Annotated in this window: 18 protein-coding genes and 1 pseudogene; 11 read left to right on the plus strand and 8 right to left on the minus strand. The window is 58.4% G+C overall.

Features of this window, described 5'->3' with window-relative positions; all coding sequences use genetic code 11:
- Positions 1-324: 324 nt before the first annotated feature.
- The 10 genes and pseudogenes from ASD31_RS07090 to aqpZ all read left to right on the plus strand — a co-directional run bounded on the left by ASD31_RS07090 (position 325) and on the right by aqpZ (position 8,971).
- Positions 325-1,131 carry an ABC transporter permease gene (locus ASD31_RS07090; protein ID WP_056331357.1) on the plus strand — a complete coding sequence of 269 codons (807 nt, stop codon included), beginning with the start codon at positions 325-327 and terminating at the stop codon, positions 1,129-1,131.
- 159 nt (positions 1,132-1,290) lie between these two features.
- Positions 1,291-1,719 (plus strand): ester cyclase, encoded by a 429-nt coding sequence (locus ASD31_RS07095; RefSeq protein WP_056331359.1) that lies wholly within the window; start codon positions 1,291-1,293, stop codon positions 1,717-1,719.
- Positions 1,720-1,905: 186 nt separating this feature from the next.
- Positions 1,906-2,337: a hypothetical protein gene (locus ASD31_RS07105; RefSeq protein ID WP_056331363.1), complete on the plus strand. Its 432-nt coding sequence runs from the start codon at positions 1,906-1,908 to the stop codon at positions 2,335-2,337.
- A gap of 73 nt (positions 2,338-2,410) precedes the next feature.
- The gene (locus ASD31_RS07110; RefSeq protein WP_056331365.1) at positions 2,411-2,878 is read left to right on the plus strand and encodes an Lrp/AsnC family transcriptional regulator; all 468 of its coding nucleotides are present in this window, start codon (positions 2,411-2,413) and stop codon (positions 2,876-2,878) included.
- Positions 2,879-3,256: 378 nt separating this feature from the next.
- Complete coding sequence (msuE, locus tag ASD31_RS07120; RefSeq protein WP_056331369.1) at positions 3,257-3,865, plus strand: FMN reductase; 609 nt, start codon at positions 3,257-3,259, stop codon at positions 3,863-3,865.
- Positions 3,866-3,898: 33 nt separating this feature from the next.
- On the plus strand, positions 3,899-5,251 hold the full coding sequence (locus ASD31_RS07125) for an LLM class flavin-dependent oxidoreductase (RefSeq protein WP_056331371.1): 1,353 nt from the start codon (positions 3,899-3,901) through the stop codon (positions 5,249-5,251).
- 23 nt (positions 5,252-5,274) lie between these two features.
- Entirely contained in the window at positions 5,275-6,123 is an 849-nt protein-coding gene (locus ASD31_RS07130) for an ABC transporter permease (protein ID WP_056331372.1), read from the plus strand.
- Between the two features lie 34 nt (positions 6,124-6,157).
- On the plus strand, positions 6,158-7,165 hold the full coding sequence (locus ASD31_RS07135; protein ID WP_056331374.1) for an ABC transporter substrate-binding protein: 1,008 nt from the start codon (positions 6,158-6,160) through the stop codon (positions 7,163-7,165).
- A gap of 71 nt (positions 7,166-7,236) precedes the next feature.
- Positions 7,237-7,938: pseudogene (locus ASD31_RS07140) on the plus strand (ABC transporter ATP-binding protein); the annotation flags it as partial.
- Between the two features lie 307 nt (positions 7,939-8,245).
- A complete protein-coding gene (aqpZ, locus tag ASD31_RS07145) occupies positions 8,246-8,971 on the plus strand; it encodes an aquaporin Z (protein WP_056331376.1) in 726 nt (241 codons plus the stop codon).
- Between the two features lie 155 nt (positions 8,972-9,126).
- Here aqpZ and ASD31_RS07150 read toward each other — a convergent pair whose 3' ends face one another.
- The 5 genes from ASD31_RS07150 to ASD31_RS07170 form a co-directional block, all read right to left on the minus strand.
- A complete protein-coding gene (locus ASD31_RS07150; protein WP_056331377.1) occupies positions 9,127-10,071 on the minus strand; it encodes a 2-hydroxyacid dehydrogenase in 945 nt (314 codons plus the stop codon).
- Positions 10,072-10,108: 37 nt separating this feature from the next.
- Positions 10,109-11,377: a TRAP transporter large permease gene (locus tag ASD31_RS07155; protein WP_244483786.1), complete on the minus strand. Its 1,269-nt coding sequence runs from the start codon at positions 11,375-11,377 to the stop codon at positions 10,109-10,111.
- A 20-nt stretch (positions 11,378-11,397) separates the two neighbouring features.
- Positions 11,398-11,916: a TRAP transporter small permease gene (locus ASD31_RS07160; RefSeq protein ID WP_056331381.1), complete on the minus strand. Its 519-nt coding sequence runs from the start codon at positions 11,914-11,916 to the stop codon at positions 11,398-11,400.
- Positions 11,916-12,836, minus strand: coding sequence for a DctP family TRAP transporter solute-binding subunit (locus ASD31_RS07165; protein WP_162251142.1), 921 nt, complete (start codon positions 12,834-12,836; stop codon positions 11,916-11,918). Before ASD31_RS07165 ends, ASD31_RS07160 begins: the two co-directional genes overlap by 1 nt.
- Before the next feature lie 86 nt (positions 12,837-12,922).
- A complete protein-coding gene (locus tag ASD31_RS07170) occupies positions 12,923-14,074 on the minus strand; it encodes a mandelate racemase/muconate lactonizing enzyme family protein (protein WP_056331385.1) in 1,152 nt (383 codons plus the stop codon).
- 94 nt (positions 14,075-14,168) lie between these two features.
- On the opposite strand from ASD31_RS07170, the gene ASD31_RS07175 reads away from it, so the two are divergent.
- On the plus strand, positions 14,169-15,077 hold the full coding sequence (locus ASD31_RS07175) for a LysR family transcriptional regulator (protein WP_082520464.1): 909 nt from the start codon (positions 14,169-14,171) through the stop codon (positions 15,075-15,077).
- A 51-nt stretch (positions 15,078-15,128) separates the two neighbouring features.
- On the opposite strand, the gene ASD31_RS07180 is transcribed toward ASD31_RS07175, so the two are convergent.
- From ASD31_RS07180 to ASD31_RS07190, 3 genes are read right to left on the minus strand one after another with little or no spacing between them, the layout of a single operon-like run.
- A complete protein-coding gene (locus ASD31_RS07180; RefSeq protein WP_056331389.1) occupies positions 15,129-16,598 on the minus strand; it encodes an aspartate ammonia-lyase in 1,470 nt (489 codons plus the stop codon).
- Positions 16,588-17,997 carry a M20/M25/M40 family metallo-hydrolase gene (locus tag ASD31_RS07185; protein WP_056331391.1) on the minus strand — a complete coding sequence of 470 codons (1,410 nt, stop codon included), beginning with the start codon at positions 17,995-17,997 and terminating at the stop codon, positions 16,588-16,590. The genes ASD31_RS07180 and ASD31_RS07185 overlap by 11 nt, the downstream gene beginning before the upstream one ends.
- 47 nt (positions 17,998-18,044) lie before the next feature.
- Complete coding sequence (locus ASD31_RS07190; protein ID WP_056331393.1) at positions 18,045-19,256, minus strand: trans-sulfuration enzyme family protein; 1,212 nt, start codon at positions 19,254-19,256, stop codon at positions 18,045-18,047.
- Positions 19,257-19,309: the final 53 nt, after the last annotated feature.

Here is a 19,309-nt window from a genome sequence, read left to right on the forward strand (position 1 = left end):
TGCTCGACAACCATTCGAACGGCGCGGGCGCGGACTTCAGGAGAAAACTTGTTTGTCGTCTTGCTTGTCATAGACCCTACTTCTCGCGAGTTGGGGTCCCCGGCAAACCCGGTGCAGTTCAAACCGCGGCGTCATCACTCCGGCGCTTCTGGGCGGGCGAAAGGACTCCATAATCGCACAGATCATCCAAGTGCAGGTGATGAACCTGGGTGAGTTCAACATTGCCGCCGCGATGGGCTAGATTCTCATGGTTGTCACCATTCTCCTTCTGCTGGTTTATGGGCGGTTCTTCAGTCTCAACACCCTTTTCGGGAGCAGCGCAAGATGAATAGAAACTCGCTGAATGTCTCGTGGGTCCTGCTATATTTCTATGCAGGCATCGCCGTCATCTTCACGTTGCTGCCGGTGTTGATGATATTTTCCTTCGCATTCAATTCCGCCCCATATCTTGCATTTCCACCGCAAGGTTTTTCCGTGCAATGGTTTGCCGCGTTCTTCCAGGAGCCGACATGGATCAAGGCCGCCGTCAGGAGCCTTGAGATCGCCGTGGCGACGACAATTGTGTCAGTGATATGCGGAACGCTGGCTGCCTTTGCTGCCGTGCGAAAGAAGATGCGGTACGGCAATACAATCTCTATTTTTCTGCTGTTTCCGATGATCGGACCGCACATCACCTTTGCCATCGGCATATTCGGAATATTCTCTCGCCTGAATCTTACCGGGACGACCATCGGCCTCGTGCTGGCGCATAGCGCGATGGCCGTTCCATTCGTCTATATCAATGTCGCCTCACGTCTTTCGACTTTCGATGCATCGCTGGAGCGGGCGGCCCAAAGTCTCGGAGCCTCGCAGGTGCAGTGTTTCCTGCGCATTACCGCGCCCATTATTGCTCCGGCGATCATTGCGGGCGGTGTTTTCGCATTCATTATCTCCTGGGATGAATTCATCATCACTTATCTCGTCGCTGATTTCAGCACGCAGACTTTGCCTTTGCGGTTCTTCTCCGGAATCCAGTACGGCGTCGATGTTACGGCCGCCGCCGCTGCGGTGCTGGTTCTCTTCGCCCTGGCCCGGGGCATCGCCCTGTATCGCCTCACCACCATCTGGATCATCCGGGGCAAGCGGGGTTAGGCGATGACGCAATTTCAATCCTGAAGTCCATGCCCGTTTCTTAATATTGAGAACGGCCCAGAAACAAATCCGTGAAGAATTTCTTGCCAGGATAACACCTGGAACAAGAAGGGCGTCTTCACGATACAATAAAACCCATAGGAAGGTTGATAAGGTATCATGAGTGCAGATAATAACGTTCAGACGGTCCTCAATTCGATAGACGTGATTTTCAACAAGGGGCAATTTGATAGAATCCCTGAGTTCTATTCGCCCGAGTTCCGGACGCATCAGGGTGGCTACGGATTGATGTTGTGGGAGCCCGGCTGGGACGGGCTGCACAAGCACGTAGCGGAAATCAGGAAGATGTGGCCTGATTACCATGAGGAAGTCGAACTCATCTTCGGCGCGGGCGAACTTGTCACGGTTCGGATGAATCTCACCGACACCAGTCTGGGAGACGGGGCGCTGCCGCATACCGACAAGTCATTCAAGGTGAAGGACATGATGATCTGCCGCGTCGTCGATAACAGGCTGGTCGAACAATGGGGACTGACCGACAATTATTCCAGGTTGATTCAGCTGGGTTATATCAACCCGGTCGTATAGGCACGAAACAGACCGGCAGTGCGGCATGTCCTGCCGCGCTGCCGTGGCCGGTCACGCGAAAAACTGGCCCGGTTTGCCGCGGTGAAGGCATCGCCATCATCCTCTGTCTGCAAGGCGCCGACGAGAACAATCCGCATATCTGTACCGGGCTTTTGAACATTTTCACCGTCTATCGAGGTCAAGATCATGAAGTTGAATCATTTCTCCAACCGGGTCGAAGACACATATTTCGACATCGTCGTTGAAATGCTGAAAACTGAGCTAGGATTTATTGAACTTCGCCGCACCGAACGATCCATCTGGATGCGACAGGCTGGCGCCAATGTCGATCTCCAATTCTCACGCAGCGAAGTCGTCAACCGCGACGCGGACAAGCGAGGATCGCAGGTGGCGTTCCTGAGCGAAGCACCACGCGCCGATCTGGAACGGCTCGTGGCTTGGTTACGTGGCAAGGGACTGGACGCGACAGTGGGACAGTGGTCGGACAAGGAATTCTTCCTTGATGTTCCAGCAGCCTTCATCGATTTCGTGATAGAGGCGATAACGCCCGATATCGCGGATTACGACATTTCCACCCGGGACAAGGCGAGTGCGCATCCATCTCGACCGCAAAATTAAAATACACCTATTTAGTAGACAATCCCTCCGTTTTCGCTAGCCTTGCCGCCAACCATGCAAGCTGGAGGGCACGATGCTCGATCTGATCGACCGCAAGATCATTGCTGAACTGCAACGCGATGCGACCTTGTCAGTGGCCCATATCAGCGAACGCGTGGGCCTTTCCCCAACACCTTGCTGGAAGAGAATTCAGAAGCTCGAGCAGGCAGGTGTCATTCTCGGGCGGGTTGCATTGGTCGCTCCAGAAGAGGTCGGTTTCGGACTGACCGTTTTCGTATCGATCGAGGTAGGGGACCACACGCCTGAATGGCGGACGAGTTTTACGCAGGCAATCGAGACCCTCCCGGAGGTCATGGAAGTCTACAGAATGGCAGGCGAAATCGACTATATGCTGAGGGTTGCTGTCGCGGACATGGCTGTCTACGACGCCTTTTACCAGCGATTGACTGAACTTGTCCGCTTGAAGAATGTGACCTCCCACTTCGCCATGGAGAGGATCAAGAGTTCTACCGCCTACCCCGTCGATACGACGACGCGGTAGATAAGATTCACGGTTGCACGAAAGAGGTGCCGTTCAAATCCATGAAGCGAGAGCAACGCAGGGCGGCGCCTGCCGCGACGACCGCCGCCTGATGGCGGTTTGGCGCGGATCGGCTTCTTGAACCTGGGCCCTGAACATCGATCAGCGCCATGCCTTCGATCGTGATGAAAGGCTGGGCGCGTGGCCAAATTGATATCAGGGCCAGATCTTTTCGTATCCGCCATTGCGACATTCCGTGAGCCGGCAGGGTAGGCCAACTGTCCTCTTCTGTCCCCATTGCGCGCTAAATCTCTTCTCTTTTTTGCCTCAACTATGAAATGGACGCCGGAGGTACGTCGCCATTAGTCTACAAAAACAGTGGATTTAATGGAGACGCCAATGCCCAGTTTCAACATCCTCGGCCTAGCCGGCAGTTTCAGCCTACCCTCCCGCACACGCCGTCTCGTCGAAGAAGCGGTTGACCGGACTGTAGCTCGCTATGGTGGACACTCCAGGGTCATCGACCTTTCGCAACTGGGCTCCGATATTGCCGGAGCGCGCCACATCGAGGATCTCACCGGTTCGGCCCGCGACATGATCGACCTTATCGTCGAGGCCGATGCGCTCGTCGTGGCGAGTCCCGTCTACAAGGGAAGCTATCCGGGCCTCTTCAAGCATCTCTTCGACCTGATAGAACCCACCGCGCTTGCGGAAAAACCCGTGCTGCTTGCCGCGACCGGAGGCGGAGACAAACACGCCCTGGTCATCGAGCATCACCTGCGTCCGCTCTTTGCGTTCTTCGAGGCCCAGACACTTGCCACCGGCGTTTATGCCGCCGAGCGGGATTTCACCGATGGCCAGATCACGTCGCCCGGCCTGATCGCCAGACTGGATCGCGCTGTGGCGCAATTCGAACCATATCTGCAGCAGGACAGCCGGAGCCTGCCCTTCGCCGCGCGGATCGATCGCTGGCGAGGCACATTGGACGCTATCGCCGCCATTGCCTGACCCACCCTTCGATCTCACGAGGAGAATTCACAAATGTCCCGACAGATCAAACTTGGAGCCTTCCTGCCCGGCGGTGGCCAGCACATCGCTTCATGGCGTCACCCAGACCAGCCGGCCGAAGGCGCGACCAGCTTCGAGTTTCACAAGCAACTCGCACTGACCGCCGAACGCGGCCTCTTCGACGCTTACTTCCTTGCAGACGGACTTGCCGTCTCCTTCGGTGGCAGCACCGAAGGCGGCAGCGCCAAGGTGGCCGGGCTGGAGCCCGTCACGCTTTTCTCCGCGCTTGCACCGCTTACCTCCCATATCGGCTTCATCGCGACGGCCTCCACCACCTACGAAGAGCCCTACAATCTTGCCCGAAAATTCGCGTCGCTCGACCTCATTTCCAACGGGCGAGCGGGCTGGAACGTGGTAACCACCGCGACGGAAGCTGCGGCCCACAACTTCAGCCTCGACCAGCAGCATCCGCATGCCTTCCGATATGCCCGCGCCAAGGAGCATGTCGATGTCGTCAAGAAGCTCTGGGACAGCTTCGAGGACGACGCCTTCATCCGCGACAAGGATACCGGCACATTCTTCGACCCCGAGAAACTGCACGTCACCGACCACCGGGGCGAACATTTCAAGGTCAAGGGACCTCTGAACGTTCCCCGATCTCCGCAGGGCCATCCGGTCATTGTGCAGGCCGGTCAATCCGAAGACGGCCGTGGCCTTGCGGCCGCAACCGCGGAAGTCATCTTCACCGCTCATCAGCGGCTCGATACGGCACAGGAATTTTATCGTGACATCAAATCACGAGCACAGGGTCTCGGGCGCGACCCCCGCCATATTCTCGTCATGCCTGGCGTATCGCCCTTCGTCGGCAGGACGGAAGACGAGGCGCGCGAAAAATATGAGCGTCTTACCAGCCTGATCCTCGAGGAGGATGGGATCGCTCTGCTGAATGGCCTGACCGGTGGCACGCTCGACCTGAAGGGCTATGACCTCGACGGCCCCCTTCCCCCGGCACCGCCCACGGAAGGCATGAAGAGCCGCCAGGCCCTCATCCGTCAGATCGCCGACGAGAACAACTTCACCATCCGCCAGCTCTATCAGTGGGTGGCCTCCGCTCGCGGCCATTTTACAGTGGTCGGCTCGGCTGCGCAGGTCGCCGATACGCTGCAGGAATGGTTTGAAAATGAAGGCGCGGATGGTTTCAACATCCTGCCGCCCTGGCTTCCTACCGCCCTGGACGACTTCATCGAACTCGTCATCCCGGAATTACAGCGCCGCGGGCTGTTCCGCACCGCATACGAGGGCCGCACTCTTCGGGAGAACCTTGGCCTTCCCTATCCCGAAAATCGCTGGGCAGGCGCCCGAAACGCCGTTCAAGCAGCCGAATGACTGGTGAACGGAGAGGAACCACAATGGCTATCGTCCAATCGGAACAACGCGATGCGTATCGCAGAGTGCAATACGAACCCTCCGTCTCCGCCGCCCTTGCCGGGAAAACCGTCAAAAGCCTGACCCGGTTCGGAAGTCGCTATGGAGTGCTCATCGCCTTTCTGATCCTGTGGCAGATTGCGAGCCGGCTGGGCTGGTTGAGCCCGGCCGTCTTCCCGCCACTCGATGCGATACTGACCGCCCTCTGGAATGGCCTTGCCGGCGGCGGCTTGCTGGACGACATCGCCATCAGCCTGCAGCGCGCCGGGATCGCATTCTCGGCAGCCGTGCTCGTCGGTATCCCGCTCGGGCTGTTCATGGGGCAAGTGAAGGCGGTCGAGCGAAGCCTCGATCCGATCCTTCAGTTGTTCCGGCAGACATCGGCCCTGGCGCTCTATCCGGTCTTCATTCTTCTGCTGGGCCTCGGCGAAGCCTCCAAGGTGTTCGTCATCTTCTGGGCCACCCTGTTTCCAACACTTCTGGCCACGATCGGAGGCGTAAAACAGGCCGACCCGAAGCTTATCGAGATGGCACGCGTCTATGGAGCGTCGCGACTGTCCATCTTTCGCCGTGTGGTGTTGCCGGGCGCCGTCCCCTCGATCTTCGTCGGTCTGAGGCTCAGCGCCACCACCGCCCTTCTCCTGTTGATCGCCGCCGAGATGATCGGCGCCAATAGCGGCGTCGGTTTCCAGGTCATGAACGCTCAGTACAATTTCCAGATCCCGCTGATGTTCGCCGCGATCCTGTTGCTGGCCATCCTCGGGCTCGGCGCAAACTACATGCTGGAGCGCCTGCAAGGCAGGCTCTGCCGCTGGAACCAACTGAACCGCTGAAGCAATCCCTTCCCCTTCGAAAGGACGCACAATCATGAACATCACGCGCAGACATATCAATCTTCTGGCCATGCACTCCGCTGCCGCGCTTTTCTTCAGCACGGCCCTTCTCAGCGGCGCACAGGCCGCCGAGGAGCCAACCACGATCCGCTTCCTCGCCAGCCATGGCGGTGTTTCGGCCCATGAACTGGCTGTGGAACTGGGTTATTTCGAAGGTACCGACGTTGTTCTCCAGAATATCGGCTATGCAGGCGGCGGCCCTGAATCCCTGTTCGCACTGGCATCCGGCAGCGTCGAACTCGGCAGCGCAGCGACCGCGGCGGTTCTGAACTCGATAGCAGGCGGCAACGACTTCGTTGCGGCCTATCCCAGCAACGGCATCAATGCCGATGTCAAAAGCATCTTTTACGTGCTTGAGGACAGCCCGATCCGCACCATCAAGGACATCGTCGGCAAGACGATAGCGGTAAATACACTTGGCGCGCACCTCGACCACACCGTGCGCGAAGCTCTGCATTCAAACGGCTGGCCGCAAGATTCGACGCGCCTTATCGTGGTACCGGGTCCGCAACTCGAACAGGTCCTGCGTTCGAAGCAGGTTGACGTTTCGGCCTTCGGGTACTGGCAGACCACTTTTGAAGGCGCGGCGCGCAAGGTCGGCGGCCTGCGTGCTGTCTTCGACGATACGCAGGTGCTCGGAGAGATCGCGGGCGGTTTCGTCGTCTTGCGGCGCGACTGGATCGAAGACCATCCCCACGCCGCCGAGACTTTCGTCAACGCCTCCGCCAAGGCGCTCGATTTCGCCCGCGAGAACCCGGACAAGACGAAGGAGATACTCGCGCGCGTTCTGAAGGAGCGGGGAGAAAATCCGGAGATCGCACAGTATTTCGCAGGTTTTGGCGTGCGGCCAGGTGGTCGGGCGGTCGACCGCGACCTGCAGTTCTGGATCGACGTCCTTATCCGCGACGGCAAGCTCTCCGAAGGTCAGATCAAGGCGGCCGACATCCTCTATGTGCCCGAAACCGTTGTGAACGGAGGATGATCATGACGCAGACGCATGTTACCAGCCGCGGAGAGGTCTCGATCCGAGACCTCTCCAAGTCCTTCTCTCTCAACGGACGCGCCCTCAAGGTGTTGCGCAACATCGATCTCGATGTGGCAAGCGGTCAGTGCATCGCCATCGTCGGCGCAAGCGGCTCGGGAAAGACGACGCTGCTGCGCATCCTGGCGGGCCTGGAGGCGGCCGACAGTGGCGACGTCCTGATCGACGGGGCTCCGATCCATGGCGTCGGAGCAGAGCGAGCCGTGATCTTCCAGGAGCCGCGTCTTCTGCCTTGGCTGACGGTCATGGAAAACGTCGTCTTCCCGCTCGAAATCCGTAAAATTGCAGGCGATGACAGCATAAAATGCGCGCATCGTTACCTTCGCTTGGTCGGGCTTACCGATTTCGCGGACGCCTATCCCGCTCAGTTGTCCGGCGGCATGGCCCAGCGTGTGGGCATCGCGCGGGCACTTGCGGTACAGCCAGAACTCCTTCTGCTCGACGAACCCCTGGGAGCGCTCGATGCGATGACGAAGATGACGATGCAGGAGGAATTGGCGCGGATATGGGCGGAGGAGCATGTGACGATGGTCCTCGTCACCCACGACCTCGAAGAGGCGATCTATCTGGCCGACAAGGTCGTGATCCTGCCGCGGCAAAAGGGCAGCGCCATTCGCACGGTTGAAGTGGATCTCCCTCGCCCCCGCGATCGCAGCAATCCCGGCTTCGTTTCACTGCGCCAGTCTCTCCTGGCCGAGTTCGGACTGCATTAAGGGTATAGATGCAGCTCGGTGCATCCCGGCATCTCAGGGCAGTCGATGGAATACCTCACCGGCTTGCCCCAAGGACGAAGACGCAATCGCCTCTCCGTGATTGCGTCGATAACTTTTGTCAGTTCATCGTGCTTGTCCCGCCCTGCCCCGAATACCGCTCTGCGCTTCGGCGGCCTGCCGCTCGATCGCGAAGACGCTTCTCGGCGGCCGAAAGACATACGCCAACCGAATGGTTGGCACAACCTTGTGGTTGTATCATGTCACGGCGCCCGCTTGAGCGGCGCTTCATTTCAAAGGGGAAACGTCCATGACGATGAGAAAATACTCGGCGGAAGCGATCGGAACCTTCTGGCTGACATTTGGCGGCTGCGGCAGCGCCGTCATAGCGGCGGGCCTGCCCAATGTCGGGATTGGCTATCTGGGCGTGGCTCTGGCATTCGGCCTGACCGTGGTCACCATGGCCTACGCGATCGGCCACATTTCCGGTTGCCACCTCAATCCGGCAGTCACGCTCGGCCTGGCGGCGGGCGGACGGTTTCCAACAAACCAGATCCTCCCCTATATCGTCGCGCAGGTCATCGGCGGCATTGTCGGCGGCGGCGTCCTCTACCTGATCGCAAGCGGAAAAGCCGGTTTCGACCTCGCAGGCGGGTTTGCCTCCAATGGCTATGGCGAGCATTCGCCAGGAAACTATAGCCTGCTTGCCTGCCTTGTGGCCGAAGTCGTGCTGACCGCGATGTTCCTGTTCATCATCATGGGGGCAACACATGGCAAGGCGCCAGCGGGATTTGCGCCGCTTGCCATTGGACTTGGCCTGACGCTCATCCACCTGATCAGCATCGACGTGACGAATACGTCCGTGAACCCGGCTCGGAGTACGGGCGTCGCGGTGTTCGCGGGCGGCTGGGCAATTCAGCAGTTGTGGCTGTTCTGGGTGGCGCCGATCGCCGGCGGCATCATGGGCGGCTCTCTCTATCGTTGGCTTAGCGCCGAGCCCAGCGGCGAGATCGTCGGGGTCGCGCCGGCCGAGTAGCGAAACAGCCTGACGGGATTGAAGCAGCTTCAAAGTGATTGAGATGCGCGAAAAATTCTCCGACTGGGATGCGGCGTTTAGCCAAGCTCCCGCGCCATCAGGGCCTTTTGACCGCATCTCAACCAATTTGGCTGTTCAGTCTCACCTCTGCGCGCCTACACCGGTGTCAGCGCCCGCCCAAGCGTAAACCACTGCACCACATTATCGACAACGAGTTTGGCAACAGCGGCCCTCGTCGCCCTGGAGGCGGCAGCGATATGAGGAAGAGCCGTCAAGTTGTCTAATTTCAGCAGCTCGGGGGAAACGGCAGGTTCGTTTGCGAACACGTCCAACCCGGCGGCCGCGATGGTTCTGTCCGAAAGTGCCCGGACGAGCGCCTCCTCGTCTACCGTCGAGCCTCTTCCCACATTGATGAACACACCATCAGCACCCAGTGCATCGAAAACGTCCTTCCTCACCGCATGGTCGCTGGAAGGGCCAGCAGGGACGGCCACGATGAGAGTGTCTACGGTCGAGGCAAGCTCGATTAACGATGAACAATATCGATAGGGCACGTCCTCCACCGGAGACCGATTGTGATATGCGATCGGCATGCCAAAGGCTTCGAGCCGTCTTGCAATGGCTCGACCGATCCGGCCGAGACCAAAGATTCCTGCCGTGCGGTTGCGAAGCGTCAGCGGCGACAATGGATAGGCTTGCCCTTGCGCCCAGTGGCCAGAACGAAGCCATGCCTCTGCTTTGGGAAATTCCCTGACCACGTTGATCAACAATCCGATTGTTGCGTCGGCAACCTCGTCAGTAAGGACATCCGGGGTGTTCGTCACCACGATACCCCTGGAAGCGGCATGGGAAATATCGATCCCGTCATACCCCACACCGAACGAGGCAATGAGTTCGAGGTTCGGCAGGCGGTCCATGTCTGTCGAAGCAAAGCTGCCACTACAGGCTACGGCTCTGACACTGGCCGCTTCCGGGGAAGACAGGCCGGCGAGGCCGGCCGCGTCAACCTCGATCAGGTTGAAGTTTCCAGCCAGCCCCACCCTCACAGCCGGGTCCAGCGACGGAAATATGAGGACTGTGGGACGCAAATCAACTGACACGGCAACTCCTCCAGGATCGAAATGGACGGCAACGTTTCTATCGGACCCCAAGCAGATAGAGAGGACCCAGGCTGATCATTGGTAGGTAGGTAATCAGCATCAGGCACAGGAGGATCACGGCAACGAAGGGTATTAGATAAGGAATCATCTTGTGCAGCGAGATCTTCGCAACGGCACAGGCTGCAAAGAGATTGACGCCAAAAGGAGGCGTGATCATGCCCAGTGCAAGATTGGTGATCATGATCATCCCGAAATGCACCGGATCGATGCCATAGCGCTGTGCGACAGGGGCCAGGATTGGCGCGATGACGACGATTGAAGCCGACGTTTCGATGAACATGCCGATCAGAAACAGCAAAACGTTCACCGCAAGAAGGAACGCAAAACCGTTGTCAAACGTCGAAACGATCCATGCGCTGATGGCCGCGGGAACCCCGGCTCTCGTCAGCACGAAGGAAAACAGTCCGGCCATCGAAATGATAAACATGATGATGGCGGAGGAAATGGTCGACCGACGCAGGACGCCGATCAGATCCTGTACCCCCATTTGACGATAAACGAACATACTCACGGCCAAAGCGTAGAATACCGCGATCACCGAGGCTTCCGTGGGCGTAAAGACGCCGCCATAGATCCCGCCGAGAATGATAACCGGCATCGCCAGCGCGAGAAGTGATTTGCGTAGACTTGGGAGGAACTGCTTTCGACGAAATTCGGCTTCCAGCGGTTCATGCTTCAATCGCGACCAGATCACGACGAATATGCCAAGGGCAATCGCGATCAGCAACCCAGGCCCCAGGCCCGCAACAAAAAGGTCCCCCACCGGGGCGCCAGCCGAGACACCATAGAGGATCATCGGAATGGACGGTGGAATGATGACGCCGAGCTCGGCGGAAGTGGCCTGTAACGACGCAGCAAAGCCAACCGGGTAATTTTGCCTGACCATAGCCGGGATAAGGATGGCGCCGATGGCATAGGTCGTGGCGACACTGGAACCGGACACGGCAGCAAAGATCATGCAGACGAGGATGCAGGTCAAAGGCAGGCCGCCGCGTGTCTCGCCGATCAAGCTCTCGACGAGGTCCACGAGGCGCGACGAGATGCCACCGGCCGCCATGATGTTCCCCGCCAGGATGAAGAACGGAATTGCAGCAAGCGGAAACTTGTCGAGGGCGATGAAGGCCTGCTGCGGAACGACGATCAGCGGCAGATTTGAAAAGCCGACAGTGCCGACGACACCCGCGATCCCGATGGCCACGGCGACGGGAACCGAAAGCCCCATGAGGACCACCAGCATAATGATCATTATAGCCAGCATGGCGTATCCTAACCTGCGTTTTCTGTCTGATGGTCGCCTATCTTGCTCGGGTCGAGAACGTTCGCGAGAAGAGCGATGGCTGAGAGGACGGAGCCGACAGGCAAGGCTGCGTAGACCCAGGAGGCGGAGACCCCGAGACCGGCAATAGTCTGGAAGCGCACTCTCCAGACGAGCTCGCAGCCGAACCAGAAAAGGACAATCAGCAACAGTAGAATGGATATCGCAATTAGTGTCCTGAGAAGAACGCGAGCGGTCCCGGTGCTGACGCTGAGTGCCAAATCCACGGAAATCAGCGTACCGGTTCGCATGGCAGCGGCGAGCGTCACATAGGTCATCCAGATCAACGTCGCTTGGATCAGCGGCTCAGACCATGAAGCAGGCGCGTGGAAGACGAAGCGTGCAAGGACTTGAAACAAGCCCACGACTGCGGCGAGTGCCAGGCTTGCAGTGCCAAATGCCACTGCCGCCTGCGTAATTCGGCCTTCCGTTTTAAGGAAGGCCGAGATCAAGCGCGAGCGCGCCTTCATCACTTTGTCTCGCGGATCGCGTCGAGCGTGTCCTGTCCGAACCGCTTTGCGAAATCTGCATAGAGATCATCGAGTTTCGATCGAAACGCTTCTTTGTCGACATCGGTGACGACGGTTACTCCCTCTGACCTCAAAGTGTCGAGCCCGGTTGTCAGGACCGCATCAACTTCCTCGCGATTGCGCACCATTGCGTTCTTTGCAGCCGTTGCGAAGATCTGCTTGTCCTCGTCCGACATCGAGGAATAGACGTTCGGCGAAATCAGCAGGACGAGCGGTGTAAATGCATGATCCGTGAGGCTGAGATATTTCTGCACCTCACCAAACCGGTTATTGATGATTGCACCGACCGGATTTTCCTGGCCATCGACCACTCCCTGTTGGAGAGCAGTATAAACTTCGGGGATTGCCATCGGCGTCGGCAGCACGCCGAGCTCGTTCCACACTGCAATATGAAGGTCGTTCTGCTGCGTGCGGATCTTCAGGCCAACCACGTCGTCGGGTTCTTTGACCGGGCGGACATTGTTGGTCAGTTGCCGAAAGCCCATGCCGCCGAAGGCAAGGCCAACCAGGCCTTTTTCCGGCAGGCTATTGAGCATGTCCTGACCAATAGGCCCGTTGAGCACCGCTTCGGCATGATCAAAGTCACGAAAAAGGAATGGAATATCGAAAAGCGCAAATTCCGGAGCGAAGTTGACGACGATCGAGGTGCTGACAACCGTCATGTCCACGGTTCCAAGCTGAACCCCTTCGATGACGTCGCGGTCACCCCCAAGCGCGCCTCCGCCTTGCAGACGGACTGCGACGCGCCCATTTGTCTTTTCCGCAATCTCTTGCGCAAATTGCCCCATGGCGATCGCTTCAGGGGCATTCGTTCCTCCGACGAAGCCGAGGTTGAGCGTGGTTTCCGGTTCGGCAAACACAGGACCGGCAAAGCCCGCGAATGCGAGGCACGCAGCAAGTAAATGTCGTTTCATGTCTTTCTCCTCCTCAAATTCTGGAGCGGAAACTAAAGCTCCAGCACCCAGTGATCCGTCACAAAATCGGCCAGCCGGCTGATATCGATGTCCACTCCAAGTCCAGGCCCATCGGGTATCGAAAGATTGCCCTTCGCATCGGGCTTAGGATCGTAGATCAGCGATCGAAGCGGGTTGAAACTCATGTCGTATTCAAAAAGCGGGAACGGCAGTCGCCCCTGCCGCGAACTCAGAACCGCAGTGAACTGAAGCGATGCGAGAAAATTGATGCAGGAGCCCCACACATGAGGTGCGACCGGAACCTCGAAAGCGTCCGCCAATCCGGCGATCCGCATCCCTTCGGTAAGCCCTCCGCACAGCGCCAGATCGGGCTGTATTACATCAAGCGAACCGTCTGACAGGATATCGCGGAAAGCTTGGACGCCGCAGAAGGACTCCCCACCCGCCAGCGGCACGGGCAGCAGTTCGGAGAGCCGCTTGTAGGCTGGAAGATTGTCGTGCGAAACCGGCTCTTCGAGCCAGCCTAGATCTGCATCCTTCGCCTCATGGGCAAGCGTGACGGCATCGCGAATATTCGACGATTCATTGAGATCGGCCATCAGAAACGCGTCTTGGCCCAAGATGCTGCGAGCCTCCCGAATCACACGTACATCTTCGCGCAGCGAGACTCCGATCCGAATTTTGACTGCTCGGAAGCCCATCTGGACATATCGGCTGACCTCCTCGGAGAAACCGGCATACCGGTCGTCTCCAGATGGAAGAAGAGGGCCGCTGGCATAGGTCATGACCTTGTCGCGCAATGCACCGCCGAGAAGAGCATGGATCGGCTTGCCGACTGTCCGGCCAAAAACGTCCCACATTGCAATGTCGATCGCGCTGACCGCCATATGCGCTTGCCCGCGACGATCCGGCACTGCCACCTTGAGCATCCGCGCTTGGGCCGCACGAGGATTGGTGGCGTCGGCTCCGAGAATAATTGGCGCAAGAGAGGACCTGATCAGTGCGCCAGCCGGACCGGGATAAGCCCAACTCTCTCCCCATCCGACCGCTCCAGAGCGCGTCGTCAGCTTGACCAGGAAGACCGAGCGATCGTTGAACACGCGCAAGGCGTTGCCTGCCATTCGTGGCATCTCGCACCGAAGCTGGAAACCTTCAATCTTGACGACCTGAGCACTCGCGACCACTCATCTCTCCTCATGGACTTGCAACCTAGGGAATACTCAATTAGTTTTGCCCCGACAAATTAAATGTTTCGCCCGCTATGGATTGATATTTTAAATGAGTCGGATCACCGTAGCCCAACTCGAGGCATTCTACTGGACAGCCACCATGCGCTCCGTGGACCAGGCTGCAAAACGTCTTCATCTTTCTCAACCCACCATTTCGCTTCGATTGAAGTCACTGGAAACAGTGCTGGGAACAAACCTGTTCGACCGTATCGGGCGAGGAATTCGCCTGTCTCCGGACGGGCTTGCATTGCTGGAGGATGCCCGCGAAGTGCTGGACGGCGTCGAAAGGATCGCGTCGCAGAAGAACGACAACCGTGTGGGTGGCCGCATTCGCGTCGGTTTTTCGGAAGGTTTCGCGATCATCTGCCTGCCGCTGATATTGGCGAAGCTGCACCGGCTTTATCCCGACCTCAATCCGGAGCTCATGGTCTCCACCACGCCGTTCATAGAGCCCGACCTGCATGCGCGTGAACTGGATCTGGCCTTTCTGGTTCATCCGACGGAACACGGCGACTTCCGCCTCGTCCCGCTGGGCGCGCAGCCCACCTCATGGGTGGCTTCCACCCGATGGGACCTGCCCTCTCTTGTCACACCTCATGACCTGATGGCCCATCCCATCATCTCCAACCCGATCGGCAGCATCAACTACCGGCAGGTCAGAGGATGGTTTGCGAGCGCTGGCCTCAGCCCCAAGAGACTGGACATATGCAACAGCGTCGCCATGCTCGCCCATCTCGTCAACACGGGCGTCGCGATCGGGGTGTATCCCAGTAAAATGGCGGAGCGGGAACTCGAGAGCGGTACAGTTCGGCTCTTGAACACGATCCCGCCCATCCCCGATACACCGGTATTCGCCAAATTTCCGTTCAGCGCCGAAAGCCCCAACACACGCGCCTGCGTCAATACGGTTCGCGAGGTCTTGGCGGAATTGAACTACCTGACATCGATCAGCCCGTAGTGAGATAGCTTGATAACATGGCCTCCGGTGCAGAACCTGCAACAATAATTATTATGGCTGCGGCGGCGAGGTCAACGAAGCCGCCTTCCTGAACTCCGCAATACTACGTTCTGAGAGTTCAGCGTTCGCGAATACCGACACATCGGCAAAAAGGGCGTCGGCATCCGTCTGGTTCATGAGCCCGTATTCAACAGCGGCAAGCGATACGGAAATGCCTCGCGTCGCCGCATGCTTGGCGACCGCCGAAGCCGCCGAATATCCATAGATCGCAGCCAAAGCTGCCGAAAGAGCGATGGAGCCGGAAGCGTCGGCATGCCCGCGCGCATCATTCACCTCTATCCCGGCAACACAGCCGGAGACAAAAAGCGGGACAGCACGGTGCATAAGGCGGATGGACTCGCTGACCGCCTCCAGAATGATGGATTCCCACACATTGAGATCCAGTTCGCCTTCGGCTGCGCGGGTGACCGTCGCATCGTTCCCGACCACCCGAAACGCGACCTGCATCATCATTTCCGGCATCACCGGATTGACCTTGCCCGGCATGATCGAAGAGCCGGGCTGCACCGCCGGCAATGTGATCTCGGCAAGCCCGGCACGTGGCCCCGAAGACATCAACCTGAGATCAGACGATAGCTTGGAAAGAGTAATCGCGATTGCCTTGAGGCCGCCTGATACGCGTATCCAGTGATCCGCATTTTGCAACGCATCGAACAGGTTCTCCTCTGCATGATAATTCTTGCCGGTCAATGCGCAAAGGTCCTCGAAGACGAACTGACGATAGCCCGCCGAAGCACCGAAACCGGTACCAACAGCCGTGGCCCCGAGCGGCAAGCCGAGACAAGAGGTCTCAAGCACGCACAGATCGCGCAACTGACGCTCGAGAGCCGAGCGATAACCGGAAAACTGCTGACCAAAGGTAATGGGGAGTGCGTCCTGCAGGCAGGTTCGCGCCAGCTTCACGGTGCTCGCAAAAACCCTTTCTTTCTCCGTCAAGGCATCGACGAGATGGCCCAAGGCAGCCCGGAGCGACCCAAGTTCAGCGCCCACGGCCATCTTCATTGCCGCCGGGATGACGTCGTTGGTGGATTGCGACATATTTACATGAGTATTGGGATGAACCGGATAGGGTCCTTTCCGGCCGGTCAGGATTTCGCTGGCGCGATTTGCCAACACCTCGTTGACATTCATATTGGCGGCCGTGCCTCCGCCGCCATGATAGATATCGACCGGATAACTCCCTACAACGACATTAGCCAATTGCTCGGAGGCAGCCGTCATGATGGCCTCCGCGATGGCTGGATCAAGTTCACCAGCGCGACTGTTGGCTTTGGCGGCGGCCTGCTTGATGATGATGATTGCAGGCACAAAACCTTCAATATCCGCGATGGTCCTGCCGGAAATCGAGAAATTCTCGACTGCGCGGACTGTCTGAATGCCATAGGCGGTATCGTCAGGGATGAACCGTACACCGAGCGCATCCTCTTCGCGGCGGGTCGATACGGCGAGCTTATCCTCCACAATCAGCCCCCTGCGTCCGGCGGATCTGTTCAAAAATCCTCACCCAGCTTCGCACACCCTTTCGGAGGCGTTTGGTGTCATAGCGTTCATCTGGCGCGTGGATGGCGTCACCCGGTAGAATGAACCCTATGACCACGCATTCAGCGCGGAGATTGCGGCTAAACTGTTCGACAAGCGGAATGGCGCCACCCGTTCCGCGAAGTACGGCGGGCGTACCCCACTCCCCTTCCAACCCGCGAGACGAAGCCTTGAGGAAACGGCTGTCCTGCGACAACACGACGGCTGAACTTCCACCAGATCCTTCGAACTCGACTTTGCATCCTTGAGGCAGGCGGGCCTCGACATGGCTGCGGAAGCGTTGCCTGATCGTCTCCGGCTTCTGGCCAGCAACGAGCCTGAACGACAGGCGCGAGGTAGCCGATCCTGGAAGAACCGATCGTTCGCCGGGACCCTGATTGCCACCGGTAATCCCATTGATATCGACGGTCGGTCGTCCCCACATCGCTTCCAGCGAAGAATATCCTTCCTCCGCCACGCCGCCTGTGAGATCGACGTCACCAATGAGGCTGCGTTCTTTTGCAAGCTCGGCCCATTGTTCCCGGACACTCTGCGGGATGTCGTCGATGCCTTCATAGAACCCTTCGATCGTGACCTTGCCTTTTTCGTCGTGGAGGCCGGCAAGGATGGTGCTCAGAATACGGATCGGATTTGCGGCAACAGCGCCATAATGCCCGGAATGCAGATCAGGATTCGGAGCGAAAATCGTAACCCGCTCGTGCACCAGCCCTTTGAGCTGCGTGGTAATCGCCGGTTGCGATGGCGACCACATTTCGGCGTCGCAAATGAAGGCAACATCGCATTCAAGGTCGCTCCTACGGCTCTCGATGAAATCTGGAAGACTGGGCGAACCGCATTCTTCCTCGCCTTCCAAAAGAACGGTGACATGAGCTGGAAACTCGCCATGAACCGCTCTCCAGGCCCGCAAGGCCTCGATGAACGTCCAAAGCTGGCTTTTGCTGTCGGACGAACCGCGACCGTAGAATCGATGAACGCCGTCTTCTTCTATCACGCGCGGCTCGAACGGTGCATGTGTCCATTGTGCCGGATCACCGACCGGCTGAACGTCGTAGTGACCATAAAACAAAAGTCTGGGATGCTCCGCATTGGAAGTGGCCATCGAGCGCGCCAGCACTACCGGATGTCCTTTGGTCGCGACGATCTCCGCAGGGAGGTCTATGGCGTCCAGCTCGTGTTTCAACCAGTCGGCCGCGCGGGCGATATCAGCTTCACCTGAAGGCTCGCTCGAAATGGATGGAATGGCAATCAGCTCAAGCAGCTTGGCGACCGTGTTCTCGAAGTTCAGGTCGATATCGCCGAGCACGTCATCTATATTGGGCACGTCCCTGTTCCCTTACTAATTTAACTGTCGAAGCACTGGTCGACCAATCAGCCGCGGCCTGCAGCTGATCTCGGACCTTCGCTCGATACGTCGATTTCGGGGACAAGGGCCGCAAGCAATCGGTCGATATCGGCCCAGAGTTCGGTTTCGTCTTCGAGCCCGATGCTGAGGCGCAAGATGACACCCGGGCCCGACCAGGACGTCGCTGTCCGGAACCCATCGATGGACATGGGGGCTGCCAGGCTACGGGTTCCCCCCCAAGACGCGCCAATGGCAAAGACCTTCAAGGTGTCGAGTGCGGTTGCCACGTGGGCAGCAGCCTCCGGCTTGAAAACGATGCTGAACACCCCGCTTGATCCAAGAAAATCCCGCTTCCAGAGGGCATGTCCAGGAAAGCTTTCGAGCGCCGGATGGAGGACCTGTTCGACCGCGGGATGAGCGGCGATCTTGCGTGCGAACTCCAGAGCGACACGCTCCGAGTGCCGCAGACGCACACCGAGCGTCTCAAATCCGCGCAACACCAGCGATGCATCGTCTGGAGAAACGCCTATTCCCATTCTACCGATGAGTGACCGGATCGGCTTGAGCAGCGCGGTGTCCTTGATAGTAATCGAGCCCATCAGCACGTCGGAGTGACCTGATACGAATTTGGTCAGCGCTTCGGTCACGATATCAGCCCCGTGCTTAAGCGGTTTGAAATTAAGTGGTGTCGCCCATGTATTATCAACACCAACAATGGCCCCGTGCTCGTGGGCGATGGCCGCGATCTTTGGAAGATCCATAATCTCCATCGTGGTCGATCCAGGGCTCTCGCACCATACGATCTTGGTTGTCTTGCGCATCTTGGCTGCGACATCATCCGCAGACATCGGATCGAAGAATTCGACCTCGACGCCCAGCCGCTTCAGATCTGTTTCGGCGAGTTCCCGCATCGGCGGATAGGCCGTGTCGGCGATCAGGATATGATCGCCAGCCGCCAGAAACGGCAGGACCGCCAGCGCATTGGCAGCTTGGCCCGACGGTGTCAGAAAACTCCAAGCACCTTCTTCCAGGGTCGTCAGCTTGGCTTCGAGCGTGCGCGTCGTTGGCGTCCCGTAAAGTCCGTAGGAGTATCCCTCGTGGCCACGGTCACCACGAGATGCGTAGGCAGCGGCATCCTTGAAAACGATCGTCGATGCGCGATGCACGCCGACACCAAGCGGGTTAAAGCCGTTCGCCAAAACCTCGGGCGTAAAGACACATTGGGTGAGGTCGTTCATGGTAGAGCCTTTCTGAAGCGACTGGCCACACCTGCGGAAAGAAAGCCCACAAC

Source organism: Rhizobium sp. Root482, assembly GCF_001426565.1.
Taxonomy (GTDB): Bacteria; Pseudomonadota; Alphaproteobacteria; order Rhizobiales; family Rhizobiaceae; genus Pararhizobium.

What these genes read in the sequence shown, in the direction of transcription:
- msuE (WP_056331369.1), top strand. Translation starts at nt 3,257, where the DNA reads ATGCCCAGTTTCAACATCCTCGGCCTAGCCGGCAGTTTCAGCCTACCC.
- ASD31_RS07190 (WP_056331393.1), bottom strand. Translation starts at nt 19,256, where the DNA reads ATGAACGACCTCACCCAATGTGTCTTTACGCCCGAGGTTTTGGCGAAC.
- ASD31_RS07130 (WP_056331372.1), top strand. Translation starts at nt 5,275, where the DNA reads ATGGCTATCGTCCAATCGGAACAACGCGATGCGTATCGCAGAGTGCAA.
- ASD31_RS07090 (WP_056331357.1), top strand. Translation starts at nt 325, where the DNA reads ATGAATAGAAACTCGCTGAATGTCTCGTGGGTCCTGCTATATTTCTAT.
- ASD31_RS07110 (WP_056331365.1), top strand. Translation starts at nt 2,411, where the DNA reads ATGCTCGATCTGATCGACCGCAAGATCATTGCTGAACTGCAACGCGAT.
- ASD31_RS07155 (WP_244483786.1), bottom strand. Translation starts at nt 11,377, where the DNA reads ATGATCATTATGCTGGTGGTCCTCATGGGGCTTTCGGTTCCCGTCGCC.
- aqpZ (WP_056331376.1), top strand. Translation starts at nt 8,246, where the DNA reads ATGACGATGAGAAAATACTCGGCGGAAGCGATCGGAACCTTCTGGCTG.
- ASD31_RS07105 (WP_056331363.1), top strand. Translation starts at nt 1,906, where the DNA reads ATGAAGTTGAATCATTTCTCCAACCGGGTCGAAGACACATATTTCGAC.
- ASD31_RS07175 (WP_082520464.1), top strand. Translation starts at nt 14,169, where the DNA reads ATGAGTCGGATCACCGTAGCCCAACTCGAGGCATTCTACTGGACAGCC.
- ASD31_RS07095 (WP_056331359.1), top strand. Translation starts at nt 1,291, where the DNA reads ATGAGTGCAGATAATAACGTTCAGACGGTCCTCAATTCGATAGACGTG.
- ASD31_RS07160 (WP_056331381.1), bottom strand. Translation starts at nt 11,916, where the DNA reads ATGAAGGCGCGCTCGCGCTTGATCTCGGCCTTCCTTAAAACGGAAGGC.
- ASD31_RS07125 (WP_056331371.1), top strand. Translation starts at nt 3,899, where the DNA reads ATGTCCCGACAGATCAAACTTGGAGCCTTCCTGCCCGGCGGTGGCCAG.
- ASD31_RS07135 (WP_056331374.1), top strand. Translation starts at nt 6,158, where the DNA reads ATGAACATCACGCGCAGACATATCAATCTTCTGGCCATGCACTCCGCT.